15 protein-coding genes are annotated in these 16,305 nt (G+C 68.6%); 5 read left to right on the top strand and 10 right to left on the bottom strand.

What is annotated here, in order from left to right; genetic code table 11:
- Nucleotides 1–102 precede the first annotated feature (102 nt).
- The 9 genes from N5J73_RS03505 to N5J73_RS03465 form a co-directional block, all read right to left on the bottom strand.
- Nucleotides 103–861: a 2,3-dihydro-2,3-dihydroxybenzoate dehydrogenase gene (locus tag N5J73_RS03505; protein WP_049448149.1), complete on the bottom strand. Its 759-nt coding sequence runs from the start codon at nucleotides 859–861 to the stop codon at nucleotides 103–105.
- Nucleotides 852–4,742 (bottom strand): enterobactin synthase subunit F, encoded by a 3,891-nt coding sequence (locus N5J73_RS03500; RefSeq protein ID WP_049448148.1) that lies wholly within the window; start codon nucleotides 4,740–4,742, stop codon nucleotides 852–854. The genes N5J73_RS03505 and N5J73_RS03500 overlap by 10 nt, the downstream gene beginning before the upstream one ends.
- Complete coding sequence (locus N5J73_RS03495) at nucleotides 4,739–4,996, bottom strand: phosphopantetheine-binding protein (RefSeq protein WP_046986169.1); 258 nt, start codon at nucleotides 4,994–4,996, stop codon at nucleotides 4,739–4,741. The genes N5J73_RS03500 and N5J73_RS03495 overlap by 4 nt, the downstream gene beginning before the upstream one ends.
- Nucleotides 4,996–5,628, bottom strand: a complete 633-nt coding sequence (locus N5J73_RS03490) for an isochorismatase family protein (protein ID WP_024958585.1) — start codon at nucleotides 5,626–5,628, stop codon at nucleotides 4,996–4,998. Before N5J73_RS03490 ends, N5J73_RS03495 begins: the two co-directional genes overlap by 1 nt.
- The gene (locus N5J73_RS03485; protein WP_049448145.1) at nucleotides 5,628–7,280 is read right to left on the bottom strand and encodes an AMP-binding protein; all 1,653 of its coding nucleotides are present in this window, start codon (nucleotides 7,278–7,280) and stop codon (nucleotides 5,628–5,630) included. The genes N5J73_RS03490 and N5J73_RS03485 overlap by 1 nt, the downstream gene beginning before the upstream one ends.
- Entirely contained in the window at nucleotides 7,277–8,470 is a 1,194-nt protein-coding gene (locus tag N5J73_RS03480) for an isochorismate synthase (protein WP_049448144.1), read from the bottom strand. The genes N5J73_RS03485 and N5J73_RS03480 overlap by 4 nt, the downstream gene beginning before the upstream one ends.
- Entirely contained in the window at nucleotides 8,467–9,669 is a 1,203-nt protein-coding gene (locus tag N5J73_RS03475; RefSeq protein ID WP_049448142.1) for an MFS transporter, read from the bottom strand. The genes N5J73_RS03480 and N5J73_RS03475 overlap by 4 nt, the downstream gene beginning before the upstream one ends.
- A 153-nt stretch (nucleotides 9,670–9,822) precedes the next feature.
- Complete coding sequence (locus N5J73_RS03470; protein WP_049448140.1) at nucleotides 9,823–10,134, bottom strand: DUF3817 domain-containing protein; 312 nt, start codon at nucleotides 10,132–10,134, stop codon at nucleotides 9,823–9,825.
- Nucleotides 10,135–10,260: 126 nt separating this feature from the next.
- The gene (locus tag N5J73_RS03465; RefSeq protein WP_049448138.1) at nucleotides 10,261–11,196 is read right to left on the bottom strand and encodes a TIGR03571 family LLM class oxidoreductase; all 936 of its coding nucleotides are present in this window, start codon (nucleotides 11,194–11,196) and stop codon (nucleotides 10,261–10,263) included.
- A gap of 66 nt (nucleotides 11,197–11,262) precedes the next feature.
- Here N5J73_RS03465 and N5J73_RS03460 point away from each other — a divergent pair, with 66 nt between their 5' ends.
- The 5 genes from N5J73_RS03460 (at nucleotide 11,263) to N5J73_RS03440 (ending at nucleotide 15,147) form a co-directional block, all read left to right on the top strand.
- Complete coding sequence (locus N5J73_RS03460; RefSeq protein WP_049448137.1) at nucleotides 11,263–11,712, top strand: GNAT family N-acetyltransferase; 450 nt, start codon at nucleotides 11,263–11,265, stop codon at nucleotides 11,710–11,712.
- A gap of 128 nt (nucleotides 11,713–11,840) precedes the next feature.
- Complete coding sequence (locus N5J73_RS03455) at nucleotides 11,841–13,361, top strand: thioredoxin family protein (RefSeq protein ID WP_049448136.1); 1,521 nt, start codon at nucleotides 11,841–11,843, stop codon at nucleotides 13,359–13,361.
- A gap of 249 nt (nucleotides 13,362–13,610) precedes the next feature.
- Entirely contained in the window at nucleotides 13,611–14,240 is a 630-nt protein-coding gene (locus N5J73_RS03450) for a superoxide dismutase (protein ID WP_049448135.1), read from the top strand.
- Nucleotides 14,237–14,812 (top strand): flavin reductase family protein, encoded by a 576-nt coding sequence (locus tag N5J73_RS03445; protein WP_049448134.1) that lies wholly within the window; start codon nucleotides 14,237–14,239, stop codon nucleotides 14,810–14,812. The genes N5J73_RS03450 and N5J73_RS03445 overlap by 4 nt, the downstream gene beginning before the upstream one ends.
- Nucleotides 14,812–15,147, top strand: a complete 336-nt coding sequence (locus tag N5J73_RS03440; RefSeq protein WP_005409958.1) for a tetratricopeptide repeat protein — start codon at nucleotides 14,812–14,814, stop codon at nucleotides 15,145–15,147. The genes N5J73_RS03445 and N5J73_RS03440 overlap by 1 nt, the downstream gene beginning before the upstream one ends.
- 5 nt (nucleotides 15,148–15,152) lie before the next feature.
- Here the strand turns inward: N5J73_RS03440 and N5J73_RS03435 are convergent, their stop codons facing one another.
- Nucleotides 15,153–16,301, bottom strand: coding sequence for an acyl-CoA desaturase (locus N5J73_RS03435; protein WP_049448133.1), 1,149 nt, complete (start codon nucleotides 16,299–16,301; stop codon nucleotides 15,153–15,155).
- Nucleotides 16,302–16,305: the final 4 nt, after the last annotated feature.

Genomic DNA, 16,305 nt, shown 5'->3' with positions numbered 1-16,305 from the left:
CGGGCATGGCCCGGCGTCGGATCAACCCGATACACCCTGTAGAGTCGAGCCATGCTCGACTCATGCCGCAAAGCAGTCGAGCATGGCTCGACTCTACAAAGCTCAGGCACGCAGGGTCGCGCCACCGTCCACGTACAGATCACTCATTGCCACGTGCCCGGCCTGCTCGGACAGCAGGAACATCACCGAATGGGCGATGTCTTCCGGCGTGGCCAGCTTGCGCAGCGGAATGCCGGCCTTGTAGGTCTCCAGGCTGCCGGCGATCACGCGCTCGGCACCGTGCTCGTCCTGCCACATGCCGGTCTGCATCGGGGTCAGTGTTGAGCCCGGGGCAACGATGTTGCAGCGGATGCCCAGCGGCGCCAGTTCCAGCCCGAGGCAGCGCGTGAACATCGTGGCGGCGGCCTTGGATGCCGCGTAGGCGGCCATGCCATGCCGCGGCACGCCGGCAGCATTCGAGCTGACGGTAACCATCGCGCCCTGCCCGCGCGGCGACATCACCCGCGCCAGTGCACGCCCGACATGGAATACGCCATCGGCGTTGACCGCGAATACCCGACGCCAGTCGTCGTCGGTGGTCTCGGTCACGCCACCCACATGCAGCACCCCGGCGACGCTGGCGGCCAGCGCGATTGGCCCGATGCTGGACTCTACCCGGTCCACCAGCGCGTCCACAGCCGCACTGTCGGTCACATCAAGAGCAAATGCCTGCACACGTGCCTCCACGACCATGGGTGCCTCGCGATCAGTCGCCACCACCGTGCAGCCGGCCTCGGCCAACAGCCGTACCAGCGCCTCTCCGATGCCACCGGAGGCACCCGTCACCAACGCTACACGGTCTTCAAAACCGGTCAACTGCATGCTGCGATCTCCTGTTGCTCGTCCCATTGGCGCAGCCGCGCCGACAACCATGGCGCCAACTGCGCCACCGCATCGCGGCCGGTCAGTTCGGCGTGCAGGAACGGCAGTTCCAGCGCCTGCACCTTGCGCGCGTGGGTCCGCCACAACGCCGACTGCAGCTGCGGCCGCGTCTGATGATCCCGGCCCGCACGGACGTGCGCCAGCGTGCCGTCGAACGATTGGTGAATATGTTCGCGGATCAGTCGATTGGTGCCGGTCACCGCGCGCACCACGCCATCGAGCACCACATCCGGCAGGCTGCCGAGTGCACTGCCGCCACGTCGCAGGAACGCCAGAATGCGTTCGCGACTGTCCAGTTCCGGATGCGCATCCGGGTCATGACCGGCAATCGCCAGCAGTGCCCGCAATGCGGCAATGGCATCGGGTTCCGGCTCGGCCCGCCAGCACTCGCTGGGATAAGCGTCCAGCAGCACCAGCTCGCCGACGTCGCGGCCGATCTCATGCAGGCGCACCGCCATCGCCTGGGCGAGGATGCCACCTACCGACCACCCCACCAGATGCACTGGCCCCTTCGGCTGTAGTGCGACCACGCGCTGCACGTAGTCGTTGGCCATCGCCTCGATGCTGCTCGGCAGCGGCTGCCGGGCGTCCAGTGCCGGCGACTGCAGGCCATACACCGGGCGTGCCGGCTGCAGTGCCCGGGCCAGGGTGCGGTAGTTCCAGGCGATCCCCCCGGCCGGATGCAGCACGAACAGCGGCGTGGGCCCGGCGGCGTCGGTTGCGGCCAATGCGATCACCGGCCCCAGTGCGTGATCGGCCAGCGCGGGAGGCTCGGCAATACGAACTGCCAGCGCGGCCACGGTGGGCTGCGCAAACAAGGCACCCAGACCCAGATCACAGCGCCAGCGCTGCTCGATCGCCAGCAGCAGGTGCACCGCCGACAGCGAATCACCGCCGAGACTGAAGAAATCTGCATCCACTGCCACCGGCGCCTCACGCCCAAGCGCCTGGGCGAACAACAACGCCAGCTCCTGTTCCAACGGCGTGCGCGGCGCCAAGCCGGCAACTTCAAGTTGCGGTGGCTTCGGCAACGCGTTGCGGTCGAGCTTGCCGTTGGCGGTCACCGGCCAGTGGTCCACGCCGACAAACGCCGAGGGCACCATATAGTCCGGCACGCGCGTGGCCAGGTGGCTGCGCAGCGTTACGGCATCGGCAAGCGCGGTCGGCAGATACGCCACCAGACGCACTTCGCCGGGAGCATCCTGGCGCAGCAGCACTTCCGCCCGCTCCATGCCAGGCAGCTCGCGCAGTGCAGCCTCGATCTCGCCCAGCTCGATGCGCAGGCCGCGCAGTTTCACCTGGTGGTCGCTGCGGCCGAGGTAGTCCACCGCACCATCGCGCCGCCAACGGGCCACGTCGCCGGTGCGGTAGATGCGCTCGCCCGCCCGGAACGGATCCGCGATGAAGCGTTCGGCAGTCAGATCGTCGCGACCGAGATAGCCGCGTGCCAGCTGCACCCCTCCCAGGTACAGGTCACCGGCCACACCGACCGGCACCGGCTGCATCCGGGCGTCCAACACGTACAGGCGGGTATTCCAGACCGGGAACCCGATCGGCACCGGCCGCGAACGATCCTGCGCCGACGCCGGCCAGTAGCTGACATCCACTGCGGCCTCGGTCGGGCCATACAGGTTGTGCAGTTCTGCGTGCACACGCGCGTGGAAGCGGTCGCGCAACGCGGCATCCAGCGCCTCGCCACTGGTGAATACCCGGCGCAGCTGCAGCCCCGCCGAGGCCGGCGCAGCGAGGAAGGCATCGAGCATCGACGGCACGAAATGCGCCGTGGTGATGCCATGCCCACGGATCAAGCGCGCCAGTTCAGTGGGATCGCGGTGCGCATCGGACCCGGCGACCACCAGCGTGGCCCCGCACAGCAGCGGCAGGAAGAACTCCCAGACCGACACATCGAAGGTGGCCGGGGTCTTCTGCAGCACGCGGTCATCGGCGCGGATGCCGTAGTGCTCGCGCATCCACAGCAGGCGGTTGACGATGGCACGGTGTTCGATGACCACGCCCTTCGGCTCGCCGGTCGAACCGGAGGTATAGATCACATAGGCCGCATCGCTGGGCGCAGGATCGGCCCACGGCGCGGCGAAGCTCAGCGCGGTCCACTTCTCCGGCGCGAGCACCGCTACGCCAGCCATGCGCGCCGAAACCTCGGAAGCAGCCAGTACGCACACAGGCTGTGCCGAGGCGAGGATACGCGCCAGCCGCTCATCGGGATGGGCAAGGTCCAGCGGAAGATAGGCCGCGCCTGCGCGCAGCACCGCAACCAGCCCGATCACCAGCTCCAGCGAGCGCGGCAATGCCACCGCCACCACGCTGCCCGGGCAGACATCCATCGCCCGCAGCTGTGCCGCCAGCGCGAAACTGCGCGCTTCCAGCGTTGCGTAATCCAAAGCAGCGTCGCCGAACACCAGCGCCGGCGCGTGCGGGTCCCGATCCATGCCCTGCTGCAGCAGCTCGACCAGGGTCGTCTCCGGCAGCGCGTGCGCGGTGGCATTGAAACCATGCAGCACCTGCTGCGCCTCCACGGGCGTCGCCAGAGGCACGGCTGCGATATCGTCAGCCTGCACTGCCGCGGACACGAAATGCAGCAACCGCGCCGCATGCGCCTCGACATCCTCGCGACTGTACAGCGCGGGATTGGCCTCGATCTCCAGATCCAGCAGACTCTGGCCGTCGCCACGGAAGCCCAGCGTCAGGTCATCCACCGGCCCGGTGCACAGCACCTCCAGCGTGGCCTGCACGCCGGTCAGCGCCAACGGCTTGTAGAATGGCTGTACATTCACCAGCGGGCCGTACAGGCGCTGCTGCGCGCCGACCAGGCCCAGGTCCCGGCGCAGCTGCTCGCCGCGGTAGCGGCCGTGCTTGCGGCCCTGGCTGAGCTGCCGGCCTAGCCCACGGGTAAAGACCTCGACGCTGCCCTCGCCGGCCGCCACGCGAAGCGGCAACACGTTCATCACCATCGCCGGCACCCGCGCTGACGCGTTGCCGAGCCGCCCCATGTAGGGCACGCCCAGCACCACTTCATCGGCCGCGCTCATCCGCCGCAGGTACTCGGCCGACAACGCGGCCAGCACATCCGGCCATGGCTGCAGCCAACGTGCCGAGGCCTGCAGCAGCTGCTCGCGGAAGGCCGCATCGAGCGGCTGCACCCAGCGCAGCGCGTCGTCACTGGCCGCGAGCGTGCCGGCCAGACCCACGCCTGCCGGTGCTCCCTGCATGTGCTCGCGCCACCATTGCCCGGCCTGCGTGCGGCCCGGGTCGGCACGATAAGCGGCATCATCGGCCAGCACGCCCGCCAGCCCCGGCAGTGGCTCACCCATGCGGCCGGCGTACAACGCGCAGACGCGATCGGTGAACAGCGCCATGCCATAGCCATCGGCCGCCAGATGATGCACGCGCAGGTACCAGACCCAGCGCTCCCCGCCCAGCTCAAGCAGCACCTGCTGGCTGATCCGGTCGCGGGTGGGGTCGACCGGGCTCATCCGGTCAGCGTGCATCAGGCTGCGTGCGGCAGCGGAGGGATCCGCCGCGGCGGAAACATCACGCACCGAAAGCAGCGGCACGTGTGCCGGATCATGCCACTGCAGCGGCTGGCCATCGGCCCCTTCGGCAAAGCGCAGCGCGAAGGCCTGCGCCTCGCCCGCAGCCTGGTCTGCCGCTGCAACGAACGCGGCCACGTCCAGCGGGCCGTCGATCCACACCGCATGCGCGGTATTGAATGACGGGTTGTCCGGTGCCAACCGCTGTGCGAACCACAGTCCGGCCTGGGCCTCGGTCAATGCCACCGGCGTGGCCAGCGCGACGGCGTTCATGCGTTCTGCGCGGCCTGCAGCGTCTGCACCACGTTCCACCACTGGCGCAGCGTCGTGTGTTCGGCCAACTGCGAGAACTCCAGCGGCAGGCCAGTGTTGCCCCAGGCCAGGACCAGGCCGAGCATGCGCATCGAATCCAGGTCCAGGTCGATCAGGTTGTCGTCGTCACCGATCTCGGCCGGCGTGCACTCCAGCACACGCGCCACATCGGCGCGCATCCGCTCCAGATCCAGCACCTCACCCGTGGCAGCCATCACAGCACCTCCAGCAGCTGGTCGGTGGTCATCGGCACCCCGCTGGTGCGCGCGATCCAGTGCAGCGCCTGATCGTGATCGGCACGCGAGAAGTCCGCCACCGCATCGGCGGCGATGAAGGCCTCGATATCACGCTGGAACGCTTCGACCACGGTCGCGGTGCAGCCGATATGGGCGTACACGCCGGTCACCAGCAACTGGTCGCGGCCACGCACCCGCATCAGCGTCTCCAGGTTGCTGCGCTGGAACGCGCTGTAGCGGTGCTTGACCAGCACGTGCTCGCCCGGCTGCGGTGCCAGCGCCTCGATGATCGGTTCATGGTCGGCGCTACGGCGCATGCCCGGCCCCCACAGGTCGGCCTGCAGGCCACGGTCACGGCGGTCCTGGTCGCCATGCTGGGCGGTGTAGAACACCGGAATACCGTGCGCGCGGCAATGCGCCAGCAGGCGTGCGATGTTGTCCACGGCCGGCCGCAGCGGTGCGTTGCCGGCGTCGAACGCGGCCAGGAAGTAACGCTGCATGTCGTGCACCAGCAGCGCGACACGATCGCGCTGCGGGCGCCACGGGCCACGCGCCTGCGGGAGTTCAGCGGCGGTCGGCAAGGGGTAATCGGTGATACGGGGCAGCGCCATCAGCGCGTTCCTCCTGTCTGTTGCAGATGACGCGCACGCAACTGCGCGCGCAGTTCGCGGCGGCTGATCTTGCCGACCGCGGTGGTATCGAAACTGTCGACGAACACGACCTGATCGGGCACCTTGAACGCCGCCAGGCCGCGCCCGCGCATCCAGGACTTCAGCGCCGGCGCCTTGAACGGCTCGCCCTGCGGAATCACGAAGGCGCAGCTGCGCTCGCCCAGGTACTCATCGGGAATGGAGACCACGGCGGCATCGAACACGCCCGGATGTGCCAGCAAGTGGTCTTCGATCTCCTCGGCGGAGATCTTTTCGCCGGCACGGTTGATGTGGTCACCGGCGCGGCCCTGCACCACCAGGTAGCCTCCGGGCAGCTGCTGCACGCGGTCGCCGGTGCGATAGAAGCCATCGTCGGTGAACGAACGCGCATTGGCCACCGCATCGTTGTGGTAGCCGCGGATGGTGTACGGGCCACGGGTGAGCAGATGCCCCACCTCGCCTTCGGCCACCGGCTGGTCATGGTCATCGACCACGCGCACTTCATCGTCCGGACTGATCGGCCGGCCCTGGCAGGCCACGATCAGTTCCTCCGGATCATCCAGCCGGGTGTAGTTGACCAGGCCTTCGGCCATGCCGAACACCTGCTGCAGTGTGCAGCCCAGGCCGTCGATTACGCGCCGCGCCGCCTCCGGCACCAGTTTGGCGCCGCCTACCTGTAGTACCTGCAGGCTGGACAGGTCATGCTTGCTGGTGGCAGCCGCCTGCGCCCACAGCAACGCCAGCGGCGGCACCAGCCCACAGCAGGTCACCTGCTCGCGGGCGATCAGCGGGAAGGCCGCGTCCGGACCGGGGCCGGGACTGAGCACCACGCGGGCGCCGGCATACAGTGCGCCGAAGAAGCCCGGCGAACTCATCGGGAAATTGTGCGCGGCCGGCAGCGCGACCAGATAGACGCTGTCGCGGTCGATGCCGCAGAGGTCATTGCTGGCGCGGAACGAGTAGATGTAGTCGTCGTGGGTACGCGGAATCAGCTTGGACAGCCCGGTGCTGCCTCCGGAAATCTGCAGGAACGCCACCGACTGCGGGTCCGGATCGGCCGGCAGCTGGCTGCGATCGCCCTGCAGTGCCTCCAGCGCGATGAACTCCGCCGCATCGCCGTCGATCACCAAATGGCGAACCGCCGGCACTTTGGCCTGCAGCGCCCTTGCCAACCCGCGATGATCGAAGCCCTCATGCAGTGTGGTGGTGATGTAGGCACTTGCTTCAGCCTTGTTGGCGAAGTGGACCAGCTCGGTGATGCGGTGCGCCGGCAACGCATACACCGGCACCAGCCCGGCGCGGAACAGGCCGCAGACCGTGGTGATGAAGCCTGCCGTGTTGCCCAGCTGCACCAGCACCCGTTCGCCCGGCTGCAGGCCGAGCGCCAGCAGGCCCGCGCCGATGCGTCCCGCCTCGTGCCACAGCTGCGCGTAACTCAGACGGACATCACCGGCGACCACCGCGATGTCGTCGGCATAGCGTTCCGCCCGCTCGCGCAGGAACGCCGGGAAGGTCTCGCCACGCCAATGACCGGCCTCGCGATAGCGCGCCATCAGGTCATCCGGCCACACCTGCTGCAGTGGCAGGCGGGAAAAGTCAGTGGAGGTACTCATGCGGCAGGCTCGATGGCGGGCGCGGATTCATGGACACCCAGCGCGTTCAACAGGGCAGCGAACTTCGCTGCGGTTTCGGCCACCTCGGCCTCGGGTTGCGACTCGGCCACGATGCCGGCACCGGCATACAGGCGCAGCTGCGTGCCCTGCAGGCGCGCGCAGCGGATCGCCACGTACCAGTCGCCGTCACCCTGAGCGTCCAACCAGCCCACGGCGCCGGCATAGAAGCCACGCGGCACCGGTTCCAGTTCGCGGATGCGCTGCAGCGCCGCCAACCGTGGCGTACCGCAGACCGCTGGCGTGGGGTGCAACTGTGCCAGCAGTTCGGCGGCAGACGTCTGCGGATCCTTCAGGGTGGCGTGGATGCGGGTGCCCAGATGCCACATGCTGGCGGTGGCATGCAGCACCGGCCGCGGCTGCGCATCGATGTGGCTGCAGTACGGTGCCAGCCCCTCGACGATGGCTTCGACCACGTGGCGGTGCTCGTCGTGGTCCTTGGTCGAGGCCAGCAGCGCCTGCGCCGCACGCTCGTCCTCGGCGACATCGGCGCTGCGCCGCGCGGAACCGGCCAGCGGATGCGACAACAGCTCGGCGCCGCGCTTGCGCAACAGCAGTTCCGGGGTTGCCCCCACCAGCCATGCTGGCGCCTGCCCTGGCTCCACCGGCAACGGCACCGCGTAGGTCGCCACCGACGGATCCGCGCCCAGACGTGCCAGCAGCACGTCCGGGAACAGCGCCTGGCGGGTGCGCGCCAGCAGGCTGCGCGCCAGCACCACCTTCTGGAGGTTCAGTTCGGGCGCGCGCAGTACCTGCACCGCCGCGGCAACCGCTGACGCATAGTCCTGCGGCGCAGGCTCGGCCTTCAGGGAACCGTCCAGCGGCGGTGCGGCCTGCGGCTGCAGTGCCAGCGCCGGCAGCAGGCGCTCGGGCTGGTACAACGCGTCGTCCGCACGCGGTTCGAACGGCACCGCCCCCACCAGCAGGCCCGGGCCGCCACGCTGCTGGGCAAAGAACGCCGCAACGCGCTCTGCCAAGGTCGCCAGCGCACCGGCCGGCAGCGTGGCGCGACAGCCGCGTGCGTGCACGTGCTGGCCCGCATGCTGCAACAGGAACAGCGACGCGTCGTCGGTGCTCTCCTGCGGCGCTGGCGCAGCCTCCGGCCACGCGCCCTGCATCAGGGAATCGTTCATGGGGTCTCCTTCATCCGATGCGCTGCGGCCAGCGCGCACAGAAACAGCAGCAGCGCGCCGACCAGCAGGTAAGGCAGGCTTGGCCCGCCGCGATACAACAGCGTGCCGAGCATCGGCCCGGCCACCATGCCCAGCCCCTGCGCGGCAGCGACGGTGCCGGCGGCGGCGCCCTGCTCGTGCGCCTCCACCGCATCGGCGGCCAGCGCCTGGAACGAGGGGAATACGAAGCCCATGCCAAACGCGGCCAGCGCATACGCCGCCGGCAACTGCCAGGACTGCTGCACGCCTGCCACCGAGGCAAAGCCAATGCCGGAAATCAGGGCGCCAAGGACGATCCAGCGGCGTGGATGTACCTCCAGCTTCATCACCAGCGCCTGCGCCAGGATCAGGCCGACGCCGACCGCTGTGAGTGCGATGCCGGCCATGCGCGCGCCCGCAGCCGCATCCAGGCCCAGGCGATCAATCGCGAAGAAGCCGACCGTGACCTGCGCGATGGTCACCGAGACCATCGCGATGAACGCCGCCAGCTGCGGCAGGCGCAGGCGCAGGCGCGTGTCGAGGCGACTCATCGGCGTGCGGCGTTGTGAGGACGCACCCACCACGGGCGGCGTGGCCGGCAGCCGCCAGGCCAGCAACGCCAGTGCCAGCAACGGCAGCAGCGCGGCCACGTACAGCGCCAGCGACAGGTTGGTATAGGCCAGCCAGCCCGCGGCGGCCGGGCCGAGCACCATGCCCAGCGCGTTGGCGCTGCCCAGGCGGGCGAGGAATTTCGCACGTTGGCCGGTCGGTGCCTTGTCGGCGATGAGCGCGGCTGCGGTAGGAGGCACCGCCGCATAGAACAGGCCGATCAGGCCACGCGCGCCGACCAGCACCAGCACTGACACCAGTACCGGCGGCACCGCCTGCAAGGCAATGTCGATGAACACCGCCAGCGCGATGTAGACCACGGTGTAGGCACTCATCGCCAGCATCAGCACGCGCTTGCGGCCGATGCGGTCGCTGAGCTGGCCCCAGGGGCGCGCGGCCAGCATCCACAACACGCCTGCGGCAGTGACCGACAGGCCGGCATGCCACTCGGACAGGCCGAGCATGCGGACCACCGGGCCGATCACAGCGACGAAGGACATCATCGCCATGGTGCCGATCAGGGCAGCCAACACCAGCGCCGGCAAACCGGGGACGACGGGACGTGCATGCATGGAACACCAGCCGTAACAGGAAAGGATGGGCGGGCGCACCTGCGCGCCCCACCCGGCACCGGCCCCGCTCAGGACCAGACACCACCCTTAAATGATAACGGCTCGTATTTGCATTTGATACCCATTCTCTTGAATGGGCATGCAACAGCGGGTTCAGCGCATCGCACGCAGGCCCAGCAGGCCACGGCGCTTGAACCACCACTCCAGCGGCAGCGTCACCAGCGGCGGGATCGCCGCCAGCAGCGCCAGGGCGCTGGCCCACCACGGCCAGCGCAGGCGCACCGCCGCAAACAGGGTGACTGCCACATAGACCAGGAAGGCCACGCCGTGCAGCGGCCCGAACAGCTTCACCAGCGCCACGCTGGCCATTGGGCCGTACTTCATCCACATGCCGATGAGCAGCCCGGCCCAGGTCACAGCCTCGATGAAAGCGACCGCGGCGAACAGACGTCCGGTCGGGTGCATGGGGGAAGGTTGGGTCACGGGGGGCTCCGGCATCGGGGTATCAAATGCGAATGATACGCAGATGCGAACCCCATGTAGAGTCGGGCCGTGCTCGACTGCTGGAACGTGTCCCACCCAGGTGGCCACCTACCGGAGCATATGCGGCAGAACCTGCTCCCCGATCTCGCGCAGCACCGCGTCCATCGGTCGCCCGTTATCGACCAGGTTGAACATCACATGCGCCACGCCCTGCGCATGCACGCGCAGCAGGTAGTCACGCAGGCCATCGCGGCCAACCTTCAGGCCCAGCGGCAGCGGCTCGGCTGGCGCCTGCGGATCCGCCTGCAGATCCAGCAGCATCGACTGCACGAACGGCTTGCCTGGTCCGCCGCGTTGCGCCAGCGCCTGCTGCCACAGGCCGATGCGTCCTTCCTGCGCGGCCTCCTCGCGGTGATAGGTGGCCCAGCCTTCGGCCTCGCGGGCGACCCACTGCAGGCTCTGCCGCGCGGTACCCACCACCAGCATCGGAATGCGCGCTGCCGGCGCCGGCAGCACGTCGAAGCCACCCGTGGCCTGCAGTACGGCGCTCCGCTCATCGGCCTCCGGTGACAACGCCGCGCGCAGCAACGTCCAGCGCTCACGGAACGTCGCCGCCCTGCCCTCCAGATCCTCACCGAAGGCGGCGAATTCTTCCGGGCGGTCGCCCGAACCCAGGCCCAGCACGAAGCGTCCGCCGCTGATCCGGTCCAGGCTCAAGGCCGACTTCGCCACCTGCAGCGGCTGCCGCAATGGCAGCACGATGGCCGCGCTACCGACCACGATGCGATCGGTCGCGGCGGCCAGCATGCCCAGCCACAGAAACGGGTCATCCAGCGCGCTTGCTGTCGCGTCCGGACCCTGCGGCACCATCAGCGGCACGTCGCGTGTCCACAGCGCGGCAAAGCCCAGATCATCGGCCAGTCGCGCGATGCGCCGGGCCTCGTGCGGATCGGCCAACCCATGCGATGCAACCGGCGTCATCAGGCCCAGGCTCAGGCCCTGTTGCGGAAACAACGCAGCGTATGCGGGATTGAAATCACTCATGCCGGCAGCTTAGCGTGCAGGCCTGCGGCAACGATGACGCGCCGCCCACTACCGGAAGAACACTGCATGCCGATGATCCGCCCTGCCCATGTCGATGACCTGCCCGCGATCAGTGCGGTGTGCTTGGCTGCGTTCACTGCCGCGGTCGCGCCTTCGCTCAGCGCGGCCGGCATCGCCACCTTCGGCAGTGTCGCCGCAGCCGAAGCGTTCGGCGCGCGCCTGCAGGGCGACAACCACATCCTGGTGGCCGAGCAGGACGGCCGTGTCGTCGGCGTGATCGAACTGAAGGAGGGTCGGCACCTTGCGATGTTGTTCGTCGATCCCGCCTGCCAGGGCCAGGGCATCGGCCATGCTTTGTTTGAGGCGGCGCTTCCACAGGTGCGCGAGCCGGTCCTGACCGTGCGCGCCTCGCTCAATGCAGTACCGACCTACCTGCGCTATGGCTTCGTGCTGGACGGCGACGTCGGCGAGTTCAATGGGCTGGTGTATCAACAGATGGTGCGGGCAGCGGCCTGAAGGCATCCGCCGGGCATGCCCGGCAATGCCCGGCGGGCGTCATGCCCTGCGGCACGCCCGTCATAAGCAAACTGAATCAGCGGGCTCCCCGGCGGTTCCTACAATGGCCTGTCACCCTGCCCTTCGAGATGCTGCCGATGCGCGTCGCGCTTTCCGTGTTGCTGCTGGCTTCGGCGCTGAGCGCCTGCACCCCGGCCCCGGTTTCCACCGCCAACTCCGCCGAGGCGCCCGCGCCGGCCAAGGCAATCGCCTGGCGCCAGGGCGATGTCGACGATGCCTTCGCCGAGGCCGCCGACAGCGGCAAGCCGGTGCTGCTGTACTGGGGTGCCGTCTGGTGCCCGCCGTGCAACCAGCTCAAAGCAGGCTTGTTCAAGGATCCGGCCTTCATCGCGCTGACCAGCAAATTCGTTCCTGTCTATCTGGATGGCGACGAGGAAGGGGCGCAGGCCTGGGGCGAGCGCTTCGGCGTACGCGGCTATCCGACCCTGATCGTATTGGACCCACAGCGCAACGAAATCACCCGCGTGGCCGGCGGCAACGACGCCGCCGAACTGACCCGGGCACTGACCGTCGCCGCAGGCCGCCGCAGTGCCGTTGCCGCCACCCTGGCCACAGCGCTGGCGACGCCGGGCAAGCTGGCTGCCGAAGACTGGCAGGTGCTGGGCGACTACGGCTGGGAAGTGGACGCCAACCGCCTGGCCGGCGAGCGCAGGAGCCAGGACGTGCTGCGCCAGCTGTCCAAGGCGGCACCGGATGCCGCCCTGCAGCGCCGCTTCGCTCTGCTTGCCTTGGCGACGGCCGAAAAGCCCGATGCCTCGCCCACCGAAGTGCGCGAACTGCTGCAGGCGGTGCTGGCGCAGCCCGCCGAAGTACGCCGCAACCGCGAGTTGCTGGGCTATGCCGGCGCCAACCTGGTGAAGCAGGCCAGCACAGGCCCGGCCACGTCCAACACCCTGGGCCAGCAACTGCTGGTCGCACTGGAGCGGGCAGACGCCGAGCGCGGCGACCGCGCCGACGACGCGTTGTCGCGCGCGCTGACCGAAGTGTCGCTGGCCCGTCAGCAGCAGCCGGAGGGTGCACTGCCCGCGCCGCTGGTTGATCGGGTCAAGCAGCGCGTGGCCGCTGCCGATGCCGCCGCCACCGATGCGCATGCGCGCCAGGCTACGATCAGCAGCGCGGTCCATGCCCTGCGCGAGGTTGGCGACGACGCCGGTGCCGAGGCGCTGTTGCTGGCCGAGCTGAAGCGCAGCGAACAGCCGTACTACTACATGCCCGAGCTGGCCGAACTGGCCGAGCAACGCGGCGATACCGCCGGGGCGCTGGAGTGGTTGAAGCGTGCCTACGACGGTGCGCAGGGTCCGGCCACCCGCGTGCAGTGGGGCGTGCTGTACGTAGAGGGCCTGCTGAAGCTGGCGCCGGACGACGCACCACGCATCGAGCAGGCCACCGCCTCGCTGATCGCCGAACTGGAAGCACAGCCTTCGGGCTACCACCAGCGCACCCGTCAGCGCTTCGAGCGCCTGGCCGGGCAGTTGAAGACGTGGAGCGGCAAGCACCAGGGTGCGGAGACACTGGCGCGGCTGCAGCAGCGGATGCAGCAGGCGTGCGGCGACCAGGTGGATGGTGCGTGCAAGGATTGGTTGAGTTGAGTTGATGAAGGCGCTGGCGGCTGGTTTGCCTGCCGGCCAGCGGCCGGCACTACCATGCCGCTCCTGCTCTTGCCTTTGACTCCGTCTCCGCGCCGCCGCAGGGAGCAGTCCTGCAGAGACTGATGGAAGGAATCAAAGCGACGAACGCGCACGCATTTCAATCCCGCCCCTTGACCTCAACCAATGTTGAGGTGCGATAACGATCTCCCCACGGCCAGCCCTCTGGCCTTCCCCACGGAGATTGCTTCGATGTCGTACTCGCTTCCCCCGCTGCCCTATGCCTACGACGCCCTCGAGCCGCATTTCGATGCGCGCACGATGGAGATCCACCACAGCAAGCACCACCAGACTTACGTCAACAACCTCAACACCGCCATCGAGCAGGCCGGCATCGCCGAGCAGCCGGTCGAGGCGCTGATCGCCAACCTCGATGCCGTGCCCGAGGCGCAACGTGGCGCGGTCCGCAACAACGGCGGTGGCCACGCCAACCACAGCCTGTTCTGGACCGTACTCAGCACCAACGGTGGTGCACCCGATGATGAACTGGCCGCCGCCATCAACCGCGACCTCGGCGGTTTCGATGCCTTCAAGGATGCGTTCACCAAGGCGGCGCAGACCCGCTTCGGCAGCGGCTGGGCCTGGCTGACCAGCGATCGCGATGGCCGCCTGCAGGTGGAAAGCAGCGCCAACCAGGACAGCCCGCTGATGGGTGCAGCCGTCGGCCTGTCCGGCCACACCCCGATCCTCGCACTGGATGTCTGGGAACACGCCTACTACCTGCACTACCAGAACCGCCGCCCGGACTACATCGGTGCGTTCTTCAACATCATCAACTGGGCCGAGGTCGGCCGGCGCTACCGCCAGGCCCGGGCCTCATGAGCGGCGAGACACTGCCGTACGCCGGGCCGTGGGCGGGGGTCTTCCCCGCCCCGGCCCCGGTGCCGTCGGTCGAGATGCCGCCGCGTGCCCTGCGGCGGCTGCTCGGCCACTTTCCTACCGGCGTGGCCATCGTCTGCGCACGCGATGCGCAGGGCAAACCCATCGGCCTGACCATCAATTCGTTCGTGCCGGTGTCATTGCAGCCGCCCCTGGTGCTGTGGAACCTGGCGTTGCATGCGCAGAGCCTGTCCACCTTCCAGCGCGCCACCCGCTTTGCGATCAGCGTGCTGGCGGCCGACCAGGAGGCGCTGGCCCGGCGCTTTGCCGATCCGCAGGTGCGCAACCGCTTCGACGGCCTGGCATTGCTGGATGACGATGAGAACGCCCCGCCACGCATCGCCGGTGCGGTCGCCCATCTCACCTGTACCCGCCACGCACAGTGGCCGGTGGGCGATCACCTGCTGCTGGCCGGCCGCATCATCGAAGTGCACGAGAACGGCGGCGCGCCGCTGCTGTTCCATCGGGGCCGCTTCCAGCCCGGCCCGGCCGAGCTGCTGGTGGAGGTGCGCTGATGAACATCGAAGCCCTGGAATGCATGCTTGCCGCCGGCAAGGACGGCGCGCTGCTGCGCTTCGGCCTGGGCAAGGGCTGGCTGGACGCCGGCAATCCGGTGCGCGCGGCGACCCATCTGGGCCGTTGCGTGGTGCTTGATCCGCAATACTCGGCCGCCTGGAAGCTGCTGGGCAAAGCCTGGCTGGCCAGTGGCCAGCCACAGGCGGCGCGCGAAGCATGGCAACGCGGCTTGAGCGTGGCCGGCAGCAAGGGCGACCAGCAGGCACGCAAGGAAATGCAGGTGTTCCTGCGACGCCTGGACCGCGAGCAGGCGGACCTGGCGAAGGCGGGCTGAGTCGATCAGCCCGCGTTGGCCGATGCCGGTGTGGACATGATGTCCGACATCGGCAGGCGGCGCGGCTTGCTCGGGAACGCGTGACGCAGGATGCGCCAGACCACCTGGCCGAACTGGCGCGGCAGCGAGCCGTTGTTGTAGTGCTGGCCGTAACGGCGGCAGATGTCCTTCACTTCCTTGGCAATGGCCGCATAGCGGTTGGCCGGCAGGTCCGGGTAGAAGTGATGCTCGATCTGGTGGCTGAGGTTGCCCGACAGCACGTTGATCAGGAAGCCGCCGCTGATGTTGGACGAGCCGCGCAGCTGGCGCAGGTACCAGTGGCCGCGCGATTCATTGCGCAGGCATTCCTTCGGGAAGGTTTCCGACTCGGCGGTGAAGTGGCCGCAGAAGATGATCACGTAGGTCCAGATGTTGCGCAGGCCGTTGGCCACCATGTTGCCCAGCATCACGGTGAGGAAGAACGGGCCGGCCAGCAGCGGGAAGAACACGTAGTCCTTCAGCACCTGGCGGGCCATTTTCCGCGCCACCGGGCGGGTCTGCATCCACATCGCACGGCCGCTGATGCGGCCCTTCAGCCAACGGCCCAGGCGCAGGTCCTGCGCGGCCACGCCCCACTGGAACAGCAGCGCGAAGATCGGCGCGATGATCGGCTGCAGCAGGTAGAACGGCTTCCAGCGCTGCTCCGGGAAGATGCGCAGCAGGCCGTAGCCGATGTCATCGTCCATGCCACGCACGTTGGTGTAGGTGTGGTGGCGGAAATTGTGGGTCTTGCGCCAGTTGTCGGCGGTGGCAACGATATCCCACTCGTAGGTGTTGCCATTGAGTTTGGGGTCGCCGGTCCAGTCAAACTGGCCGTGCATGACGTTGTGGCCCAGCTCCATGTTCTCCAGGATCTTCGACAGCGCCAGCAGCAGCGTGCCGGTGATCGCGGCCGGCCACAGCAGCGGCATCCAGAACAGCGGCGAGAATGCCGCCAGGAACAGCAGGCCGCGGCCACCCACGCCGAACCAGCGCACGGCGGCAGCCACCCGGCGGATGTAGCGGGTATCGGAGGCGCCGAGGCTGCCGATCACACGGTCGCGGATCGCGTCGAGTTCCTCACCGAAGGCATGCATCTCGGCTGTACTCAGGGCACGGTCGGTAGCGCGGGTCATGGCA

Origin of the sequence: Stenotrophomonas sp. GD03654, assembly GCF_029845105.1 — a bacterium.
GTDB lineage: Bacteria > Pseudomonadota > Gammaproteobacteria > Xanthomonadales > Xanthomonadaceae > Stenotrophomonas > Stenotrophomonas africana.
The sequence above is the reverse complement of the archived record's forward strand: the minus strand, read 5'-3'. Positions and strand labels throughout refer to the sequence as shown.